We start from the raw sequence: 15,632 nt of genomic DNA, 5'->3' as shown, positions 1-15,632 counted from the left end.
CGCGTGCGGCTTAGACCTTCTGCAAGCCTTCCAGATCGACGATCCGGATATGTTTGCCCTGTGTGTCGATCAGGCCGCGCTTTTGAAATCTTGACAGGGTGCGGCTCACGGTTTCGAGCGTCATGCCGAGGTAACTGCCCATATCCTCGCGTGTCATGCGCAGGTTGAATTCCGCCGATGAATAGCCGCGTTGCGCGTTGCGCTCCGACACGTCGAGCAGAAATGCCGCCACGCGTTCGTCCGCTGAAAGTGAGCCGAGCACCATCATTTGCCCAGCTTCGCGGACGATCTGCTCGCCCAGCAGTTTGTGCAGACGGTCCTGCATCGAGCTGATTTCGCGGCACAGCGATTTGAGAGCGGGGTAGGGGACGATACAAACGGTACTGTCTTCAAGGGCGACGGCGCTGCATGCATGCAGGTCTTCACTGATGCCGTCGAGTCCGAGTGCTTCACCGGCGAGGCGCAGCCCGGTGACCTGCTCGCGTCCGTCACGGTGCGCCATGACGGTTTTCAGGGAGCCGGAACGCACGGCGTAAATATTGTCGAAGCGGTCGCCGCTGCGATACAGCGCTTCGCCGCGCTGCACCGAGCGCGCGCTGCAAATGAGCGCTTCGAGTTTGGTTAGTTCGTCAGGCGACAGACCTTGTGGCATGCAGAGCGCCCGCATCGAACAGCTCGAACAGCGAGCCGCAGTGCGCGCGGTTGCTCTCACCGGCGCGGCACGACGGCCGCCACGCGCCAGTGACGAATTCGGAGTGGAATCGGCGGCGCCGGCGGAGTGAGTCACTGCGGTAGGAGTAAGCATGTTCTGCAGCCATTTGTCAGGGTAACAACTGATTGTCCCACCGCCCATGTTCCCTGTTTAGCGACAAAATGACGCGTTCCCGCAGTCAGGCATCTTGAGCGATGTCACCCTGCCGTTTCTGCTTGTGGTTATGGACTGCTATGCATCGTATGGAGCGTGCGGGGCTCGCATTTTGGAGATAGGGCTCTGCGCGTGCCGCCTCAATGCGGCAGGCACACGCAGTTGCAACACGCGTCACCCAGCGTTCAGGCCTCTTCACTTGCCTTGCCCGCCGCGGACGGGATCAGCAGTACGGGCAAGCTCGCCTGACGCACACAGCGTTCTGCGACACTGCCGAGAATCAGGCGCTGAAAACCACGCCGGCCATGCGTACCCATCACCAGCAGATCGGCGTTGAAGTCGGCGGCAGCTTTTAGCACCACCACCGAAACGTCGTCGAGCGAGGAGGCTTCGCCCACGGCGAGCTCCCCTTTGACGCCTTGAGCCGCCATGGCCAGGGCGAATTCCGCGCCGAGCTCCTTGCCCTCTTCGATCAGGCGGGTACGCAGAATGGATGGGTCGTAGCCGGGCGCTTCGAAATACATCGGCGTGTTTTCGACGACGTAGAGCGGCTGCATGACGGCGCCGGTGGATTTCGCGAGCGCGAGCGCTGCTTCGAATGCACGGCGCGAGGTGTTGCTGCCATCGACCGCTACAAGGATGCGTGTGTACATATCGACTCCGCGTCTGAAGGATTCGGATACCGCGGCCGTCGCACCCGGCCGGGCTCATTGACGATTTATTACCAATGCGAGCTTAAATGATCGCTGAAAACAGTGCATCCAGGCAGGATGTAAATCAAACACTTGTCAAATTTTGTGATGGCGGTGCTTTACACGGCAGGCACCGTACAGCAAGCGTTTGCGGCATTCCTGTTAAGCCAAAGGGCATATATCAAATCAAGATAGGGTCAGGTTTGCCTTACAATCAAAACCTACTCAGACAAGCTGCTTCAGCACCGCTGATGAACGAGCGCAAAACAACGGGTTTGCCCGACAAGATTTACGGCGACATCCTCAATCGCATTCTTGAAGGCGAGTACAAGGAAGGCGAGCGTCTGCCTACCGAGCATGCGCTCGCCGAACGTTTTGCGACGTCGCGGCCGACCGTGCGCGAAGCCTTGGCGCGTCTGCGCGCGGACGGCATCATCATGACGCGGCACGGTTCGGGCACCACGGTCGCGCGACGGCCGGACCCGGACGTGCGCCGTTTCGCGCCGCTCGAAACGTTGTCCGACATCCGTCGCTGCTACGAATTTCGCATTGTCACTGAAGCAGGCGCGGCGGAGCAGGCGGCGCTCAAGGCCGACGCCGACGACATCGCCGCGATCCAGCACGCGTGGGATCAGTTGGAACGCATCATCGAAACCCGAGGCATCGGCGCACAGGACGATTTCATGTTTCACCTGGCGGTGGCGCGCGCCTCGAAGAACCCGTTTTTCGTCACGGTCATGTCGTTCATCGAAGAACAGATTCTGTTCAGCATGAACCTGTCGCGTAATCTGTCGCTCGTGAAGACGGTGGAGCGGCAGCGACTCGTGCAGGCCGAACATCGGGCCGTGCTCGAGGCGATCTGTTGCAAGGACGGCCCCGCTGCAAGGAGGGCGATGCGCGTGCATCTTGAGAACGCGCTCGAGCGGATGTTCGGTTCCTGATATTCCGCGCGTGCTCCAGCGGGTCGCAATCATCAGGTCGCCGCGGCCCGTTCGCCGCGATCGGGCGACTGTGGCCCGTCCGCAGCAGCGGGCCCGCCGCGACCGGGAAATTGGCAACCGGGCAACCGCAACCACGGCCCGGCCCCAATCTCGCTTCCGGACGTCAGGCGGCAGCAGCCATCGGCCCGAACAGGGCGGTGCGGGTCTTCGGGCTGACGGCGATATCGAGCGCCACTGCACGTTCCACGCCGATCTGCAGAGGCGACCCGAGCCGGCTAATGTCGATCCCGGTCTTGCGCAGCAGCCGCTCGATCGGCGTGGTGGTCACCGTGACGTAACGCGTGATGCCCATCCGGTCGGCGAACGTCACGAGTTCGTGAATCGCCTGCATCGTCAGGTCGGCAAAGCCGAACGACTGCTCCTCGCCGCCTGTTTCGATCGCGAACCGGCTTAGCTCCCAGATATGCCGCCCGACCGGCGCATCCGCGCCATGCAGCAATTGCGGGAAAGTGTCCTTCAGCATGTTCGGCCCCTCCGTGGGCATCAGACGCCAGCAGCCCCGGACGTGCCGGTCGTCGCCCTGGATCAGCATGTAGTGCGGCCCGAGGGCGTCATAGCCGTCGATCTCCATGCCCGCGATGGTCGGGATGTCCCATCCGAGCCGCCCGTGAAACACCCGCGCCCGCAGGCGGTACATCTCGTTGATGTCTGCATTGTCAAATTCCTGCCGCATTCCAATCCGGATCGCTGTTTGCATGACGTTCTCCTGAACGTGTTGGGGTACCCAATACGCAAGAAAACTTATGCATTTTGAATCTTTCTGCCACCTACCTACCTGGATAGGTGTGCATGCTTATCGGATAACGCAGAATTCGAGACAAGCTTCAGCCCTCAACCGACGGGACACAAAAATGGAACTTCTCGAAAACCACTGGCAAGCGCAACCCTCGGTCCAAATCCGCCCGGCAGAGCCGTCATCGGCGGTGGATCGTGTTCTGATCATTGGCTACCGCAAGAAGAAGAAGGAGAGCCAGCGCCGCTTCTGGGCACGCTTTGGCGTGACGCAGTCGCGTGGCAGCCGGTTTGAATCGGGTGCCGAGATTCCGGCTCCGGTGTCGATCCTGCTGGGTCTCTATTTCACCAAAACCGTTTCCGACGCCGATCTGGGCCGGGCCGAGCGGGTGCTGTACAGCCGCGACGCCGCCGCCTTGCTCAACCCGGGTCAATAAGCCCTAACTGCGCGGCGATCACGGCCGCCGCGCGTCGCGAATTCACACCGAATTTCGTCCTGATGTTCTTCAAGTGGAAGTTCACCACGGCTTCCGAACAGCTCAGGATATGGGAAATTTCCCAGGTGGATTTGCCGCGCGCGGTCCATTTCAGACACTCGCGTTCGCGCGGCGTGAGCTTGGGCAATAAAGTCTGGGTGTGCGTATTCAAATGGCGCTGACTGGTATCGATTACCAGATCGCGCAATAACACCAGATTTGGCAGTGCAACATTGACATGACGCCAGAATGCTTCGGTCGGGTTGTTGTCGTTGACGAAGCACATCATGCCGGCTTCCTGGTTTGGTCCATGAATCGGCAACGTCACACCGGCGCGCAGGCCATGCGCGCGGGCTTCCTCGTACATGGATTGCTGCGGTGCGGTCGTAAAAATGTCAGGCGACCAGATCAGGGGCGTCGCGCGCGTCGCGCAATGCGAGACAGTCGGGTCGATGTGCACGAGCCCCTGCTCGTCGTAGGTGCGCCGCCATGCCGGCGCGTAGGTGCTCCGTACATAGGCGTCTTCAAGGCGAATGGTCGGGCGCGGCAGCATGGCGATCAAAAGCCTGTCGAAGCCCCACGTGTCGGCCAGGCCCGCGATCGCACCGAACCATTCCGCTTCATCTGCGGCGTTCAGTAGCGGCGCCATCTCCTCGATAAAATGTAGCGACAATTTAGCTCTCGTAGACTCGCAAACATCCCGTTGCGGTTAATTGCGGTACGGAGATCCGCCCGGCTTTTTTTATCTTCACAATCTATCACTAAAAATTATTTCGCATGCCGAGGGCGATTTCTAAAGAAACGACCCAGCGCCGGTTCTGCAAAGAAGCGAACGAATTGCTCTTTATATCGGATTTCTTCGACTTGATTAACATTCACAGGTCGATAAAGTGGGTAATTTTCTCGGGGTAGTGTTTTTGATGCTTCTGATTGACAACATTATTGTCAAGCCACTCTGAATGACCGGGCGTGTCGAAATTCCGTGCGAAGCGACTTTAATTACCCGATTGGCAATTCCGTTTAGCCCTTCAGCCATTCACGATCACCCGCCTGCCGTGCTCTATTGCCCTATAAAAGCGCCCCACAAGACTTTGCCAACTACGCCTTTTTCGTATCGGTTTCGATGCCAGGTCGTCTGGCGCCACTCGCGACCAAGTTGTTTGACAACTTTGCGAACCCGATGCTAACTTGAACGCCAAGTCCACGTGCTTCTGAGGCATCATCAAAGTGTCACCGATTTCCGATAGTGAATTCGTCACATCGGTGATGACCGTGCCGCCGCTTGCACGCCGCGCGCCGGTATGCAGGAGCCTGCTTTCCCCATCAACTTCCCTCACTCAAAGCATACGCATGACCGACACCAGCCGCCGCTATCCCGATCCCTCTATTCGCGTGCTCGATCCGCGCTTCAAGTCGCTGATCCTCGCGTCCGCGTCCGTCGAGTGTCTGTATCAGGGCGCGCGCTGGTCGGAAGGGCCGGTCTGGTTCGGCGACGGCCGCTATCTGCTATGGAGCGACATTCCCAACGACCGCATCCTGCGCTGGGACGAAACCAGCGGTGCGGTGAGCACGTTCCGCCAGTCGTCGAACAATGCAAACGGCCATACGCGCGACCGCCAGGGCCGCCTCGTTAGCTGCGAACACCTGACGCGGCGCGTCACGCGCACGGAGTATGACGGTTCGATTACCGTGCTCGCCGACCGTTATCGCGGCAAGCGCTTCAATTCGCCGAATGATGTGATTGTGAAGTCGGACGGTTCGATCTGGTTCAGCGATCCGACCTTCGGCATCGACAGCTTTTATGAGGGTGAGCGGCAGGAGTCGGAACTGCCCGCTTGCGTGTACCGCATCGACGGCCAATCCGGCGAGGTGACGATGGTCGCCGACAACGTGCTGGGCCCGAACGGCCTCGCGTTTTCACCGGACGAGTCGGTGCTGTACATCGTCGAGTCGCGTGGCGTACCGCGCAAGATTCGTGCATTCGACGTCGACATCAACAACGATGGCGCCGCGCTGTCGAACAACCGCGTACTGATCGACGCCGGACCGGGCACGCCGGATGGCTTTCGCGTCGATACGCATGGCAATCTCTGGTGCGGCTGGGGCATGGGCACCGACGAACTCGACGGCGTGCGTGTCTTCACGCCGCAAGGCGAGCCGATCGGCCATATCGCATTACCGGAGCGCTGCGCGAACGTGTGCTTCGGCGGGCGCCATCGCAACCGGTTGTTCATGGCGGCAAGCCACGGGTTGTATTCGCTGTATGTGAATGCGCAGGGCGTCCAGGGCGGGTAAGTGCGCGCAGCGTGAACCTGCATCGTCTGTACAGGCTGCCTGACAACGCGTTGCTGCATCTGCTCACCGGCTCCGGGTTTGCCCTCGAACAAAGCGCGCAAATCGTTGAGCCACAAGGATTGCCGGCTGTATTCCCCCATTTTCTGGGCAAAGCGCCGTGGCGAGTATTTGCTTGACATCAGCAGTTCCGCTTCGCTATGTTGCATTGGTTGAGAGACACCGCCAGCAGCGCATCTGACCGGCGGACTTCCATACCAAGAAGCGAGGAGACGCAATGACTGTTTCAGGCAGGTTGGCGCTCAGGCTGGTGTCCGTATGTCTCATAGCAAGCGCCGCATATGCATCCGCGGCGCACGCGGCCGATCCGGTAACGCTCAATATCGTCGACGTAGCTGGCGATCTTCAACTCACGCAGAAGGGTTTCGAGGCCTTCAAGGCGAAGTATCCCAATCTCGTCGCCAATCTCACGTTCACCAACGCGCCCGCCCCGCAGTTGCCCGGCAAGATCAAGGCGATGCAGGCCGCGGGCCGCTCCGATATCGATCTCGTCCTGACCGGCACCGACGCGCTGGCCGCCGGCATCGAACAGAATCTCTGGATGAAACTGTTGCCGGACAATGCGGCGGCTTTCCCGGGTGTGCTCGACAAATACGCGCCCGGTCCGCGCAAGATGCAGGACCTCGCACAAGGCTTCGGTCTTGAAGTCGCTTATATGCCGGCGGGTCCACTGCTCGAATACAACCCCGCCAAAGTCAGCAATCCGCCGAAAACGCCCGAACAACTTTTGCAATGGTGCAAGGCGCATCCAGACAAACTGATCTACGCGCGGCCGGCGAACTCCGGTCCGGGCCGCACATTTCTGATGGGTTTGCCTTACGTGCTCGGCGATAAAGATCCGCAAGATCCGATTCACGGTTGGGACAAGACGTGGGCCTTCCTCAAGCAGCTGAACGATTGCATTCCTTACTATCCTGGCGGCACGTCGGCGGTGATGAAAGAGCTTGGCGAGGGCACGCGCGACATGACTGTGACTGTGACCGGCTGGGACATCAATCCGCGCGCGCTCGGCATCGTGCCGGCCGAATTCCGCGTGCAGGCATTCGACAACATGACGTGGGTGAACGACGCGCACTACATGGTGATTCCGAAGGGCGTGCCGAAGGAAAAACTCGACGTGCTCTACAAGCTGATGAACTTTATGCTCGAACCGGCGCAGCAGGCCATGACCTATGACGACGGCTATTTCTATCCCGGTCCCGCGATCAAGGGCGTGAGCATCGAGCAGGCGCCCGCGCACAGCCAGGATGTGCTGAAGAAGTACGGCCGGCCGGAGTACGCGAAGCTGCTGGCCGAGCGTCCGCATGCTTTGCCGCTGAATGCGACCGCGATGGTCGCGGCGTTCAGAAAGTGGGACAGCGACGTCGGCGCGCAGAAGAGCAAATAGCTGTTGCATGAGTCCCGACACCCGCTCGTGCGGCTGGTCCGCCGGGATTCGCGTGTCATGCACGCAGAAAGCCACCATGAAGCATCACGCGCATCCGTTCGATTGGGCCTTCGCGGTCTGCGCGTCACGCGTATCAGGAAACCGTCATGAAGCATCACTTTGAACAGCTGCGGCTCGATTCGGTGAGCCGCAGTTTCACGAATGCGGAAGGCCAGGCGGTCGCGGCGCTGCAAGGGCTCGATTTGAATATCCGGCGCGGCGAGTTCATTGCATTGCTGGGACCTTCGGGTTGCGGCAAATCGACGGCGCTCAATTGCATCGCCGGCTTGCAGCCGTTGAGTGGTGGCGGCATCTGGCTCGACGATAAACGCATCGACGTGTTGCCGCCGGAAAAGCGTGGCTTTGGCATGGTGTTCCAGAACTACGCGCTGTTTCCGCATATGAGCGTGCTTGATAACGTCGGCTTCGGCTTGAAGATGCGTGGCGTCGGTAGGAGCGAGGCGATGCGCCGGGCGCGTGAGGCATTGCAGCTCGTGCAACTGGTCGGTCATGAGCGCAAGCTGCCCGGACAGCTTTCTGGCGGTCAGCAGCAGCGCGTGGCGATAGCACGGGCCATCGTGATCGAACCGCCGCTGATTCTGATGGACGAACCCCTGTCGAATCTCGATACGAAATTGCGCATCGAGATGCGTGCCGAAATTCGCCGCATCCATAGTCAGCTCGAACGCGCGACGCTCTACGTGACGCACGATCAGGACGAAGCGCTTTCCATGGCCGATCGCATCGTCGTGATGAAAGAAGGTGTGGTGCAGCAGGTCGGCACACCGAAAGAGGTCTACACGCGGCCACAGAATTTGCATGTCGCACGCTTCATGGGCTATCGAAACGTAGCCGAATTCACGCTCGAGGGCGCGCAGGGCGATGGCGTCGCGGTGAGCGCGAACGGCGTGCGTCTGATCGGCGTGCCGATGGCCGGTTTCCACAGCAAACGCGTGAGCGTCGCGCTGCGCCCCGAGGATATCGAGCGCGCGGCACCTGGCACGGAAAACGCCTTCGACGCCTTGGTGACAACAGTCGAATACGGCGGCCACGACTCATTGTTGCGGGTAAAGACCGCGTTCGGCGACTTGTGGGCCCGCATCGGGGGTGAATTCGAAGAGGGCGAGCGCATCAGCCTGCGCGTGCCGCCGTCACGCACGCTCGTCTATGACGCAGAGGCGGCATGAACACGCCCACGCTATCGCCGCCACCCGTACCATTCGCGCCGCGCGACGCCAAAGCGTGGCTGGTCGCGCCGGCGTTGATCTTCATTGTGGCGTTGTTCATCTATCCGTTTGCGTACGGTCTAGTGCTGTCGTTTCAGCCGATGAACGGCGGCAGCCTGTGGGCCAACTATCTGACGTTCTTCACCGACAGGTCGATGTGGCCGACCATTCTCGTCACCCTCAAGCTCGCCGTGCCGGCAACGCTGATCAATGTGGGCGTGTCGGTTCCAGTGGCGTTCGCGCTGCGCCGCAATTCGCCCTATCAGAAACTCATCACGACGCTGCTGGTGATTCCCGTCACGCTCGGCACGGTGCTGATTGCCGACGGCATGCTCACGTACTTCGGCCCGAACGGCTGGTTTCCGCAGGCGTTGCAAGGATTGCATCTCTACACCGATGAAGTGCGTCTGACGCATAATTTCTGGGGCGTGCTGATTTCGCTGATCGTGTCGGGTTTTCCGTTCGCGTTTCTGCTGACGTTGTCCTATGTGACCGGCATCGATCCGACGCTTGCAAGTGCTGCCGCCACGCTCGGCGCGAGCCCGTGGCAGCAGTTTCGCCGCATCTATTTGCCGCTGCTGGTGCCCGGTCTGACGATGGCCGCGTGTTTATCTTTCGTGCAGGCGTTCTCAGTGTTTCCATCCGCGGTGCTGCTCGGCGCGCCCGCAGGCCCGACCCGCGTGATGTCGATCGCAGCGGCCGAAGCTGCATTCGAAAGCTACGATTATTCGCTCGCTTCGGCGATCGCGATGGTGATGGGCTTCGTGCAACTGCTGGTGGTTGCCGCCATGTTGGGCGCGCGCCGCTTCTTCTACAGCGGTCCGGTGACGGGAGGCAAAGGCTGATGGCTAGCGATCGCCACGCCACGCATTGGTCCGCGTCCGCATCGAACGAAAACCACGACGGTGCGCCGCAACCCGGCAAGCGCGTGAAGCAACGCGCCAGTGTGCCGGGCCGCATCTGGCACGTGCTGGAGTGGGGCGCGATGGTGTTCTTCCTCGTCAACGTGGTGTTGCTGATCGCGACCGTCGCGGTGAATTCGGTGGCGACGCGCTGGTTCGGCACCTTGCTGCCGCAAGGCTTTACGCTGCATTGGTATGCGCAGGCGTGGAGCGATTTCCAGTTGGCCAGCGTGTTGTGGGTCACCCTCGAAGTGGTCGGCGCGGTGGTGGTGTTGTCGATCGTGCTCGGCGTGCCCGCGGCGTATGCGCTCGCCCGCGTGCAGTTTCCCGGCAAGCGCATGGCGATGCTGATTTTCCTGTTGCCCTTGATGGTGCCGCCCGTGACGTACGGCATTCCGATGGCGACCGTGATGTACAAGGTCGGTCTCGCCGGCACGCTCGGCGGCGTGATTCTTGCGAACCTCGTGCCGGCGCTGCCGTTCGTGATCCTGGTGATGACGCCGTTCATCGAGCAGATCGATCCCAATCTCGAAGCGGCAGCGCGCATTTTCGGCGCGAACACGTTTCGCTATTTCCGTTACGTGCTGCTGCCCTTGCTGGTGCCCGGCATGCTGGCGGCCGGGCTGCTGGTGCTGGTGCGCACCATCGGCATGTTCGAACTGACATTCTTTACAGCAGGGCCCGCGACGCAAACGCTCGTGGTCGCCTTGTACTACGCTGTATTTTCGACCGGCGTGCGCGCGCCGCAATCGATTGATGCGATGGCGATGATCTACATGGCGATCACGCTGATCTGGGTGCTGATTGCACTGCAATTCGTGAGCCCGACGCAGATCGTGTCGCGCGTGAAGGAGCAGAAGCACTGAGGCAACATGTGGGGCCCGCGGACGCCCCGGGTAGGCTGGCCCGCCAACGGATGCAACCGGCGAGCCGGAGATTCACAGAGTTTTCTGAGGGCCGTTGAGAGAGTCGTGAAGCTGCCTGAGAGTGGCAACACGCAAGGGAGGGGGACGCGATGCGGCTGGACCGCATCGCGTGACCTTATTTGCTGCGTAACCTCAATACCCCACGCGATACACGCGGCCCGTTTGCGCGCCTTCCACGCTGCGCAGGTAGGCCTGTGCAGTACGTTCGGCGCTCACCGGTTCGAAGCCGCGGAAGTAGGGGCCAAAAGCGTCGAGCGCTTCGGTCAATACCGTCGGGCTCACCACGTTGATGCGAATGCCGCGCGGCAATTCGATCGCGGCGCCGCGCACGAAACCTTCCAGGGCCAGATTGACGGTGGTTGCATTCGCGCCTTCGCGAATCGGTTCGTCGCCGACAATGCCGCTTGTCAGCGTGAACGAGCCGCCATCATTCACATATTGTTGGGCGCCCAGCACCACGTTGATCTGACCCATCAGCTTGTCGCGCAGGCCGACCCAGAACTGCTCGACGCTCATCTCCGGCAGCGGGCCGAAATGCAGCTTGCCGGTGGTGGTGACGATGCCGTCGACCTTGCCGATCTCGCTAAAGAGGCGTTCGATGCTGGCCGGGTCGGTGCTGTCGACACGATACTGGCCGCGCGTCGCGCCCACCTCGATCACTTCATGGCGTGCTTTCAACGCCTTGCTCACGCCCTGGCCGACCGTTCCGGTTGCACCTATCACGACGATCTTTTTCATCTGTTGCTCCGTTTGGTATTGGATGCGGTCGATTGTGCCGGCGTTCGGCAAACGGAAAAAGCCTGTTCGGCTTGCAGGTCCTGCAACCCTGAGTTTCTAATCCGTGACGAGATGCGCGCCGTCATTCAAACGGCGCGCACTTTTAAATGGATTGATTATTCGGCGCGGGCGGCGTAATTCAAACGAATACGTGTAGCGCGAGTATTTATTTTGCCCGGTGCAATTCGATCACGCGAGTGGGCCGCAGATGATTAAGGGCGTAGTGAATGCGGCCGCGTTCGCGGCGGCTGCGGATCGAGCGCGGGTCGTCGAACGGATCGTCCGCTGAGTCGACACCCTGTGGCGCGACCATGCCTTTGTCGATGACCGTATAGCCCGGTTCGAGCGCCAGCAGCAGATGATTGCCGCCAACCCGGCTGTCGAAGCCGGCCATGCCGTCGTGCGCCTCCGGCACGCTGTTACCGAGGCTCGCGTTGCTCGTCGTGATCTCGTCGGGCGAGATCGGGCTGTGGCCGGCGATGCGGGCGGCCTCGAGATTTTTGCCGTCGGTGTCGACCGTGCTGTCGTGGGTGCGGTCGTTGTGCAGTTCCGTCGTGATCGGGCCGGTGGCGCCCGGCAGCTTGCTAGCGTCTGCTGGCTTGTTGATATCGCTGTTCATCATGCATTCTCCGTTGAAGAGGACATGGTTGAAGTGCAGCAAAACCCGTTCCGCCTGGCACAACGCCGACACACCGTCTTCATGCGCGTGCGTTTTACTGCGTTTGCGTCGCAGTTGCTCTCGCAGTTATGCACAGTGACGTATGCAGGCATTTCACCTGGCGATTGCGTCCGGAATTTTTTTCGTTTTTTTTAATGGACGCCCATTTTCTACAGAGTATGATCTTACTCCGACGAGCGAAGCGCGGTTAAATTGACGCCATGCGTCCGGCTGTTTTTACATGGCCGACAACGAACAGACGCGCACTACTCAAAACATCTTACGGGGCCGTCAGGGCGGGTGACACATGCACTTCGATGCTGCATTCACACATCGCGGCTACTTGCTGAATTGCGCGCCGGCGCGCGCGTGCGATGGTACTTGGCAACCTTATGTGGTTATCTCCCGCTCGAGCGACGGCGAACTGGTCGCCAACCGCTTTTTCCCCTCCGACTTGCATTTTCCTGACGAGGCCACGGCCATCGCGCACGCACGCGACTGGGCGGTGCGCTGGATCGATGCGAGCAGCGTGACCATCTGACGCGCATCCGCCATGCGCGGGCCGGCATACCGGGCAACTGCGCGAGCCGCGGCAAAACGCGGTAATCTCTTGGGACAATCACTCTGAACCGTGCCTGTCGCATGGCGCTGTCCTTTTATGCCTAACGTGCCTTCCCATAACTGGGGTCTCGAACAGATCGTCGCGGACTTGCGCGCGTCGCGTGAAGAATTGCATCGCACGCGGCATCCGCTTGGCATTCGCGAACTGCCGTCGCGCGAAGCGGTAATTAACATTGTCACTGGCTTACGCGCGGCGCTGTTTCCCACGCACTACGGCGCCCCCGATCTAACCGACGAAACGGTCGACTACTACGTCGGCCATACGCTTGAAAGCACGTTGCGATTGCTTGCCGAACAGATTCGCCGTGCCTTGCGCTTTCTGCCCGAGTTCGGCGAAACGCCCGATGCGGATCTGAAGGAGCGCGCGTTCAACATCGCGCGCGAATTCGGCACGCAGTTGCCCGCTATTCGCGCGCTGCTGGTCAGCGATATTCAGGCCGCTTTCACAGGCGATCCGGCCGCGCAGCACATCACTGAAATTCTGCTGTGCTATCCGGGCGTGTGGGCGATGACGCACCATCGTCTTGCGCACGCGCTGCATCGCCTCGGCGTGCCTTTGCTCGCGCGCTTCATCAACGAGATTGCGCACTCGGCGACCGGCATTGACATTCACCCGGGCGCGACCATTGGCCCGAGCTTCTTTATCGACCACGGCACGGGCGTCGTGATTGGCGAGACCGCGATCATTGGCGAGCGCGTGCGCGTCTATCAGGCTGTGACGCTTGGTGCGAAGAGCTTCGCCGCGGACCTTGACGGCACGCTGGTCAAGGGCAACGCGCGCCATCCGATCGTTGAAGACGACGTCGTGATTTATGCCGGTGCGACGATTCTCGGCCGCGTGACCATCGGGCGCGGCTCGGTGATCGGCGGCAATGTGTGGCTCACGCATAGCGTGCCGCCGGGCAGCAGCGTGTCGCAAGGCAAGATCCGCGAGGGTGAGCGCGCGGGCACGGACGGAGGAGGAGGTTGATGAAGTTCGCTCGCGCATCCTCCCGCGCTTTGCCGCGTAGATTGGCGCGCGGGGCGCTCTCGCGTTCCGCATGTGGTTCGCTGTGCAATTCGTGGAGCGTTTCACCGTGCACCTCGCTTTCTGTTTTGCCGTGCATGCCGCAATGCAACTTGCTGCGCAGGTTCGCGCAAGTTGCGCCGCGCGGAACGCTCTTTAACTTCTGAGGATGCGAACCATGTCGCGCGGCCGCGTCCACATGCCTCGTTGTGCGATTACCGGCGTTGAAGCAACGGTGGCTGAAACGGCGCATTCATTTCCGCGCCATTCGCATGACCGGTTCGGGGTCGGCGTGATCGTGACTGGCGGGCATCGCTCGTCGAGTGGGCGCGGCGTGGTTGAAGCTCGGGCGGGCGATGCGATCATGGTGAATCCAGGTGAAGTACACGACGGCAGCCCGCTTGACGAGCGCGGACGTGCCTGGCGCATGTTGTATTTCGAGCCGTCGATGCTGACCGATATCGCCATCGAGTTGAATGGCGTGACCACACCTGAGATCGAACTGACGCAACCGGTGGTACATGATCCGTTGCTGAAGGTGCTATTCGAGCGCCTGTTCGCGGTATCGGTGGAAGCGCAAACCGTGCCGGACGATCTGGTGCGCGAGGAGGCGATGCTCGAGTTGCTCGGGCATCTGGTTCGAGCTCACGCGACCACACACGCCTGTTCCCGGATGGATCGGCCATTGGGTCCAATTGCGCGAGCGAGGGCTCGCATCGACGACGATCCTTCGTCACCGCTCACCCTGACCGATCTTGCTGCCGACACCGGCATGAGCCGCTTCCAGCTGCTACGAGGCTTCGCACACGAGATGGGGTTACCGCCGCACGCATACAGGATGCAGCGCCGGGTAGCACTTGCGAGGCAGTTTATCGCGCATGGAGCGACACTCGCAGACGCCGCGGCCGCAGCGGGGTTTGCCGACCAGAGCCATATGACGCGAGCGTTCGTGCGATTGCAGGGGATTACACCGGCCAACTACGCGTTTGCGACGCGCTCATAGTCGAGCAGCGTACTACCGAAGTCCCCTTCGGCGCACGCAGCGCTGCCGGAAGCATGACGGCTTTCGAGCAGAAGTCGATGGCTTACACGAGTCCGAGCAAAGCCGCGAGACCAGTCATCCCCGATGACCCGTTCCGGCGAGCACGGAGTGCGAGGCGGGAAGTATGACGCCCTTGTCACTCACGCCGAATGTGCGGGAACACGGATTCCAGATGCGCCACTACCGCAACTGCGCGAGAGACCTGCTTATAAGCTAGCGGTGTGAGCCGCTTTCTTTTGCCTACTTTTCTTTGCGGCAGGCAAAGAAAAGTAGGTGCCTGCCCCGCACAGGGGCGACGCCAATAAACCAATAAGAATTCAAGGAAAGGCCAACACCATAAGAACACAGACAAACAATCACCGCGCAGGCAAAAGAAAAAGCCAACCCCTACCCCATCCTCAAAAACCTCAAAACTGAAACCCCATGCACCCCGTGCAACCACACATGCGCACCAACAAACCACGCAGCGACCCACGAAGCCCCAACAACAATCAAATCACAATGCCCACTATTCCAGAGATTCAAAGAATGCCGCCCGGCAACCCAGGGCACCCCTAAAGGATTCGGCCAATCGGCCAGCAAATGCATCAACCCACCACAAGCAAACCCAAACACCGGCGCAGCATAAACAGAATGCCCAAGCCAATGATAAGACCCTGCGAGCAAAGCGAGCCACCCCACTCCCCAATGCGTCAACGTGCGATGCGTAATCCACAACCTTCGCGCGCGTGACCACCACGCCACTTCCAGCCAATCCGGCGCCGTACTCCCCGCCACCCCGGCGATAAAACTCAACAACACGCCGATATGAAACGAACCGCCGCCGCCGATGCGGGCGACCACCGCCGCCGCAATAACACCTGCCGCAAACCCGGTCGCGTGATGTGCTTTATTAGATGCCATCGAAACTCACAACGCGGCGCGCCGCAA

The 15,632-nt window shown here is 60.7% G+C and carries 17 protein-coding genes; 10 read left to right on the top strand and 7 right to left on the bottom strand.

Annotated features, from left to right (window positions below; all coding sequences use genetic code 11):
- Positions 1-10: 10 nt before the first annotated feature.
- Both PQR40_RS07010 and PQR40_RS07005 read right to left on the bottom strand, forming a co-directional pair.
- On the bottom strand, positions 11-667 hold the full coding sequence (locus PQR40_RS07010) for a helix-turn-helix domain-containing protein (RefSeq protein WP_408228575.1): 657 nt from the start codon (positions 665-667) through the stop codon (positions 11-13).
- Between the two features lie 383 nt (positions 668-1,050).
- On the bottom strand, positions 1,051-1,518 hold the full coding sequence (locus tag PQR40_RS07005) for a universal stress protein (protein WP_408228539.1): 468 nt from the start codon (positions 1,516-1,518) through the stop codon (positions 1,051-1,053).
- A 290-nt stretch (positions 1,519-1,808) separates the two neighbouring features.
- Here PQR40_RS07005 and PQR40_RS07000 point away from each other — a divergent pair, with 290 nt between their 5' ends.
- Complete coding sequence (locus tag PQR40_RS07000) at positions 1,809-2,498, top strand: FadR/GntR family transcriptional regulator (RefSeq protein WP_408228536.1); 690 nt, start codon at positions 1,809-1,811, stop codon at positions 2,496-2,498.
- A gap of 163 nt (positions 2,499-2,661) precedes the next feature.
- Here PQR40_RS07000 and PQR40_RS06995 read toward each other — a convergent pair whose 3' ends face one another.
- Entirely contained in the window at positions 2,662-3,255 is a 594-nt protein-coding gene (locus tag PQR40_RS06995) for an acyl-homoserine-lactone synthase (protein WP_408220517.1), read from the bottom strand.
- A gap of 154 nt (positions 3,256-3,409) precedes the next feature.
- On the opposite strand from PQR40_RS06995, the gene PQR40_RS06990 reads away from it, so the two are divergent.
- Positions 3,410-3,727 carry a helix-turn-helix domain-containing protein gene (locus PQR40_RS06990; protein WP_408228533.1) on the top strand — a complete coding sequence of 106 codons (318 nt, stop codon included), beginning with the start codon at positions 3,410-3,412 and terminating at the stop codon, positions 3,725-3,727.
- On the opposite strand, the gene PQR40_RS06985 is transcribed toward PQR40_RS06990, so the two are convergent.
- Entirely contained in the window at positions 3,711-4,415 is a 705-nt protein-coding gene (locus PQR40_RS06985) for a helix-turn-helix transcriptional regulator (protein WP_408508742.1), read from the bottom strand. The genes PQR40_RS06990 and PQR40_RS06985 overlap by 17 nt on opposite strands.
- Positions 4,416-5,116: 701 nt before the next feature.
- Here PQR40_RS06985 and PQR40_RS06980 point away from each other — a divergent pair.
- The 5 genes from PQR40_RS06980 (at position 5,117) to PQR40_RS06960 (ending at position 10,538) form a co-directional block, all read left to right on the top strand.
- The gene (locus PQR40_RS06980; RefSeq protein ID WP_408228530.1) at positions 5,117-6,061 is read left to right on the top strand and encodes an SMP-30/gluconolactonase/LRE family protein; all 945 of its coding nucleotides are present in this window, start codon (positions 5,117-5,119) and stop codon (positions 6,059-6,061) included.
- A 274-nt stretch (positions 6,062-6,335) separates the two neighbouring features.
- A complete protein-coding gene (locus PQR40_RS06975) occupies positions 6,336-7,505 on the top strand; it encodes an extracellular solute-binding protein (RefSeq protein ID WP_408228527.1) in 1,170 nt (389 codons plus the stop codon).
- A 146-nt stretch (positions 7,506-7,651) separates the two neighbouring features.
- Entirely contained in the window at positions 7,652-8,731 is a 1,080-nt protein-coding gene (locus PQR40_RS06970; protein ID WP_408228524.1) for an ABC transporter ATP-binding protein, read from the top strand.
- Positions 8,728-9,615 carry an ABC transporter permease gene (locus PQR40_RS06965; protein ID WP_408228521.1) on the top strand — a complete coding sequence of 296 codons (888 nt, stop codon included), beginning with the start codon at positions 8,728-8,730 and terminating at the stop codon, positions 9,613-9,615. The genes PQR40_RS06970 and PQR40_RS06965 overlap by 4 nt, the downstream gene beginning before the upstream one ends.
- Entirely contained in the window at positions 9,615-10,538 is a 924-nt protein-coding gene (locus tag PQR40_RS06960) for an ABC transporter permease (RefSeq protein ID WP_408508673.1), read from the top strand. The genes PQR40_RS06965 and PQR40_RS06960 overlap by 1 nt, the downstream gene beginning before the upstream one ends.
- Before the next feature lie 192 nt (positions 10,539-10,730).
- Here PQR40_RS06960 and PQR40_RS06955 read toward each other — a convergent pair whose 3' ends face one another.
- Entirely contained in the window at positions 10,731-11,336 is a 606-nt protein-coding gene (locus PQR40_RS06955; protein WP_408228515.1) for a short chain dehydrogenase, read from the bottom strand.
- Between the two features lie 205 nt (positions 11,337-11,541).
- Positions 11,542-11,994, bottom strand: a complete 453-nt coding sequence (locus PQR40_RS06950) for a DUF3005 domain-containing protein (RefSeq protein ID WP_408228572.1) — start codon at positions 11,992-11,994, stop codon at positions 11,542-11,544.
- Positions 11,995-12,340: 346 nt separating this feature from the next.
- Here PQR40_RS06950 and PQR40_RS06945 point away from each other — a divergent pair, with 346 nt between their 5' ends.
- The 3 genes from PQR40_RS06945 to PQR40_RS06935 all read left to right on the top strand — a co-directional run bounded on the left by PQR40_RS06945 (position 12,341) and on the right by PQR40_RS06935 (position 14,663).
- On the top strand, positions 12,341-12,574 hold the full coding sequence (locus PQR40_RS06945; protein WP_408228512.1) for a hypothetical protein: 234 nt from the start codon (positions 12,341-12,343) through the stop codon (positions 12,572-12,574).
- A 117-nt stretch (positions 12,575-12,691) separates the two neighbouring features.
- Positions 12,692-13,624 carry a serine O-acetyltransferase EpsC gene (gene epsC, locus PQR40_RS06940; protein ID WP_408390267.1) on the top strand — a complete coding sequence of 311 codons (933 nt, stop codon included), beginning with the start codon at positions 12,692-12,694 and terminating at the stop codon, positions 13,622-13,624.
- Between the two features lie 214 nt (positions 13,625-13,838).
- Entirely contained in the window at positions 13,839-14,663 is an 825-nt protein-coding gene (locus tag PQR40_RS06935; protein ID WP_408390264.1) for an AraC family transcriptional regulator, read from the top strand.
- Between the two features lie 426 nt (positions 14,664-15,089).
- Here the strand turns inward: PQR40_RS06935 and PQR40_RS06930 are convergent, their stop codons facing one another.
- On the bottom strand, positions 15,090-15,605 hold the full coding sequence (locus PQR40_RS06930) for a metal-dependent hydrolase (RefSeq protein ID WP_408390261.1): 516 nt from the start codon (positions 15,603-15,605) through the stop codon (positions 15,090-15,092).
- Positions 15,606-15,632: the final 27 nt, after the last annotated feature.

The sequence above is a fragment of the Paraburkholderia sediminicola genome, assembly GCF_046026855.1.
In the GTDB taxonomy this organism is placed as follows: domain Bacteria; phylum Pseudomonadota; class Gammaproteobacteria; order Burkholderiales; family Burkholderiaceae; genus Paraburkholderia; species Paraburkholderia sediminicola_A.
This window is presented reverse-complemented; position numbering and strand designations above follow the sequence as displayed.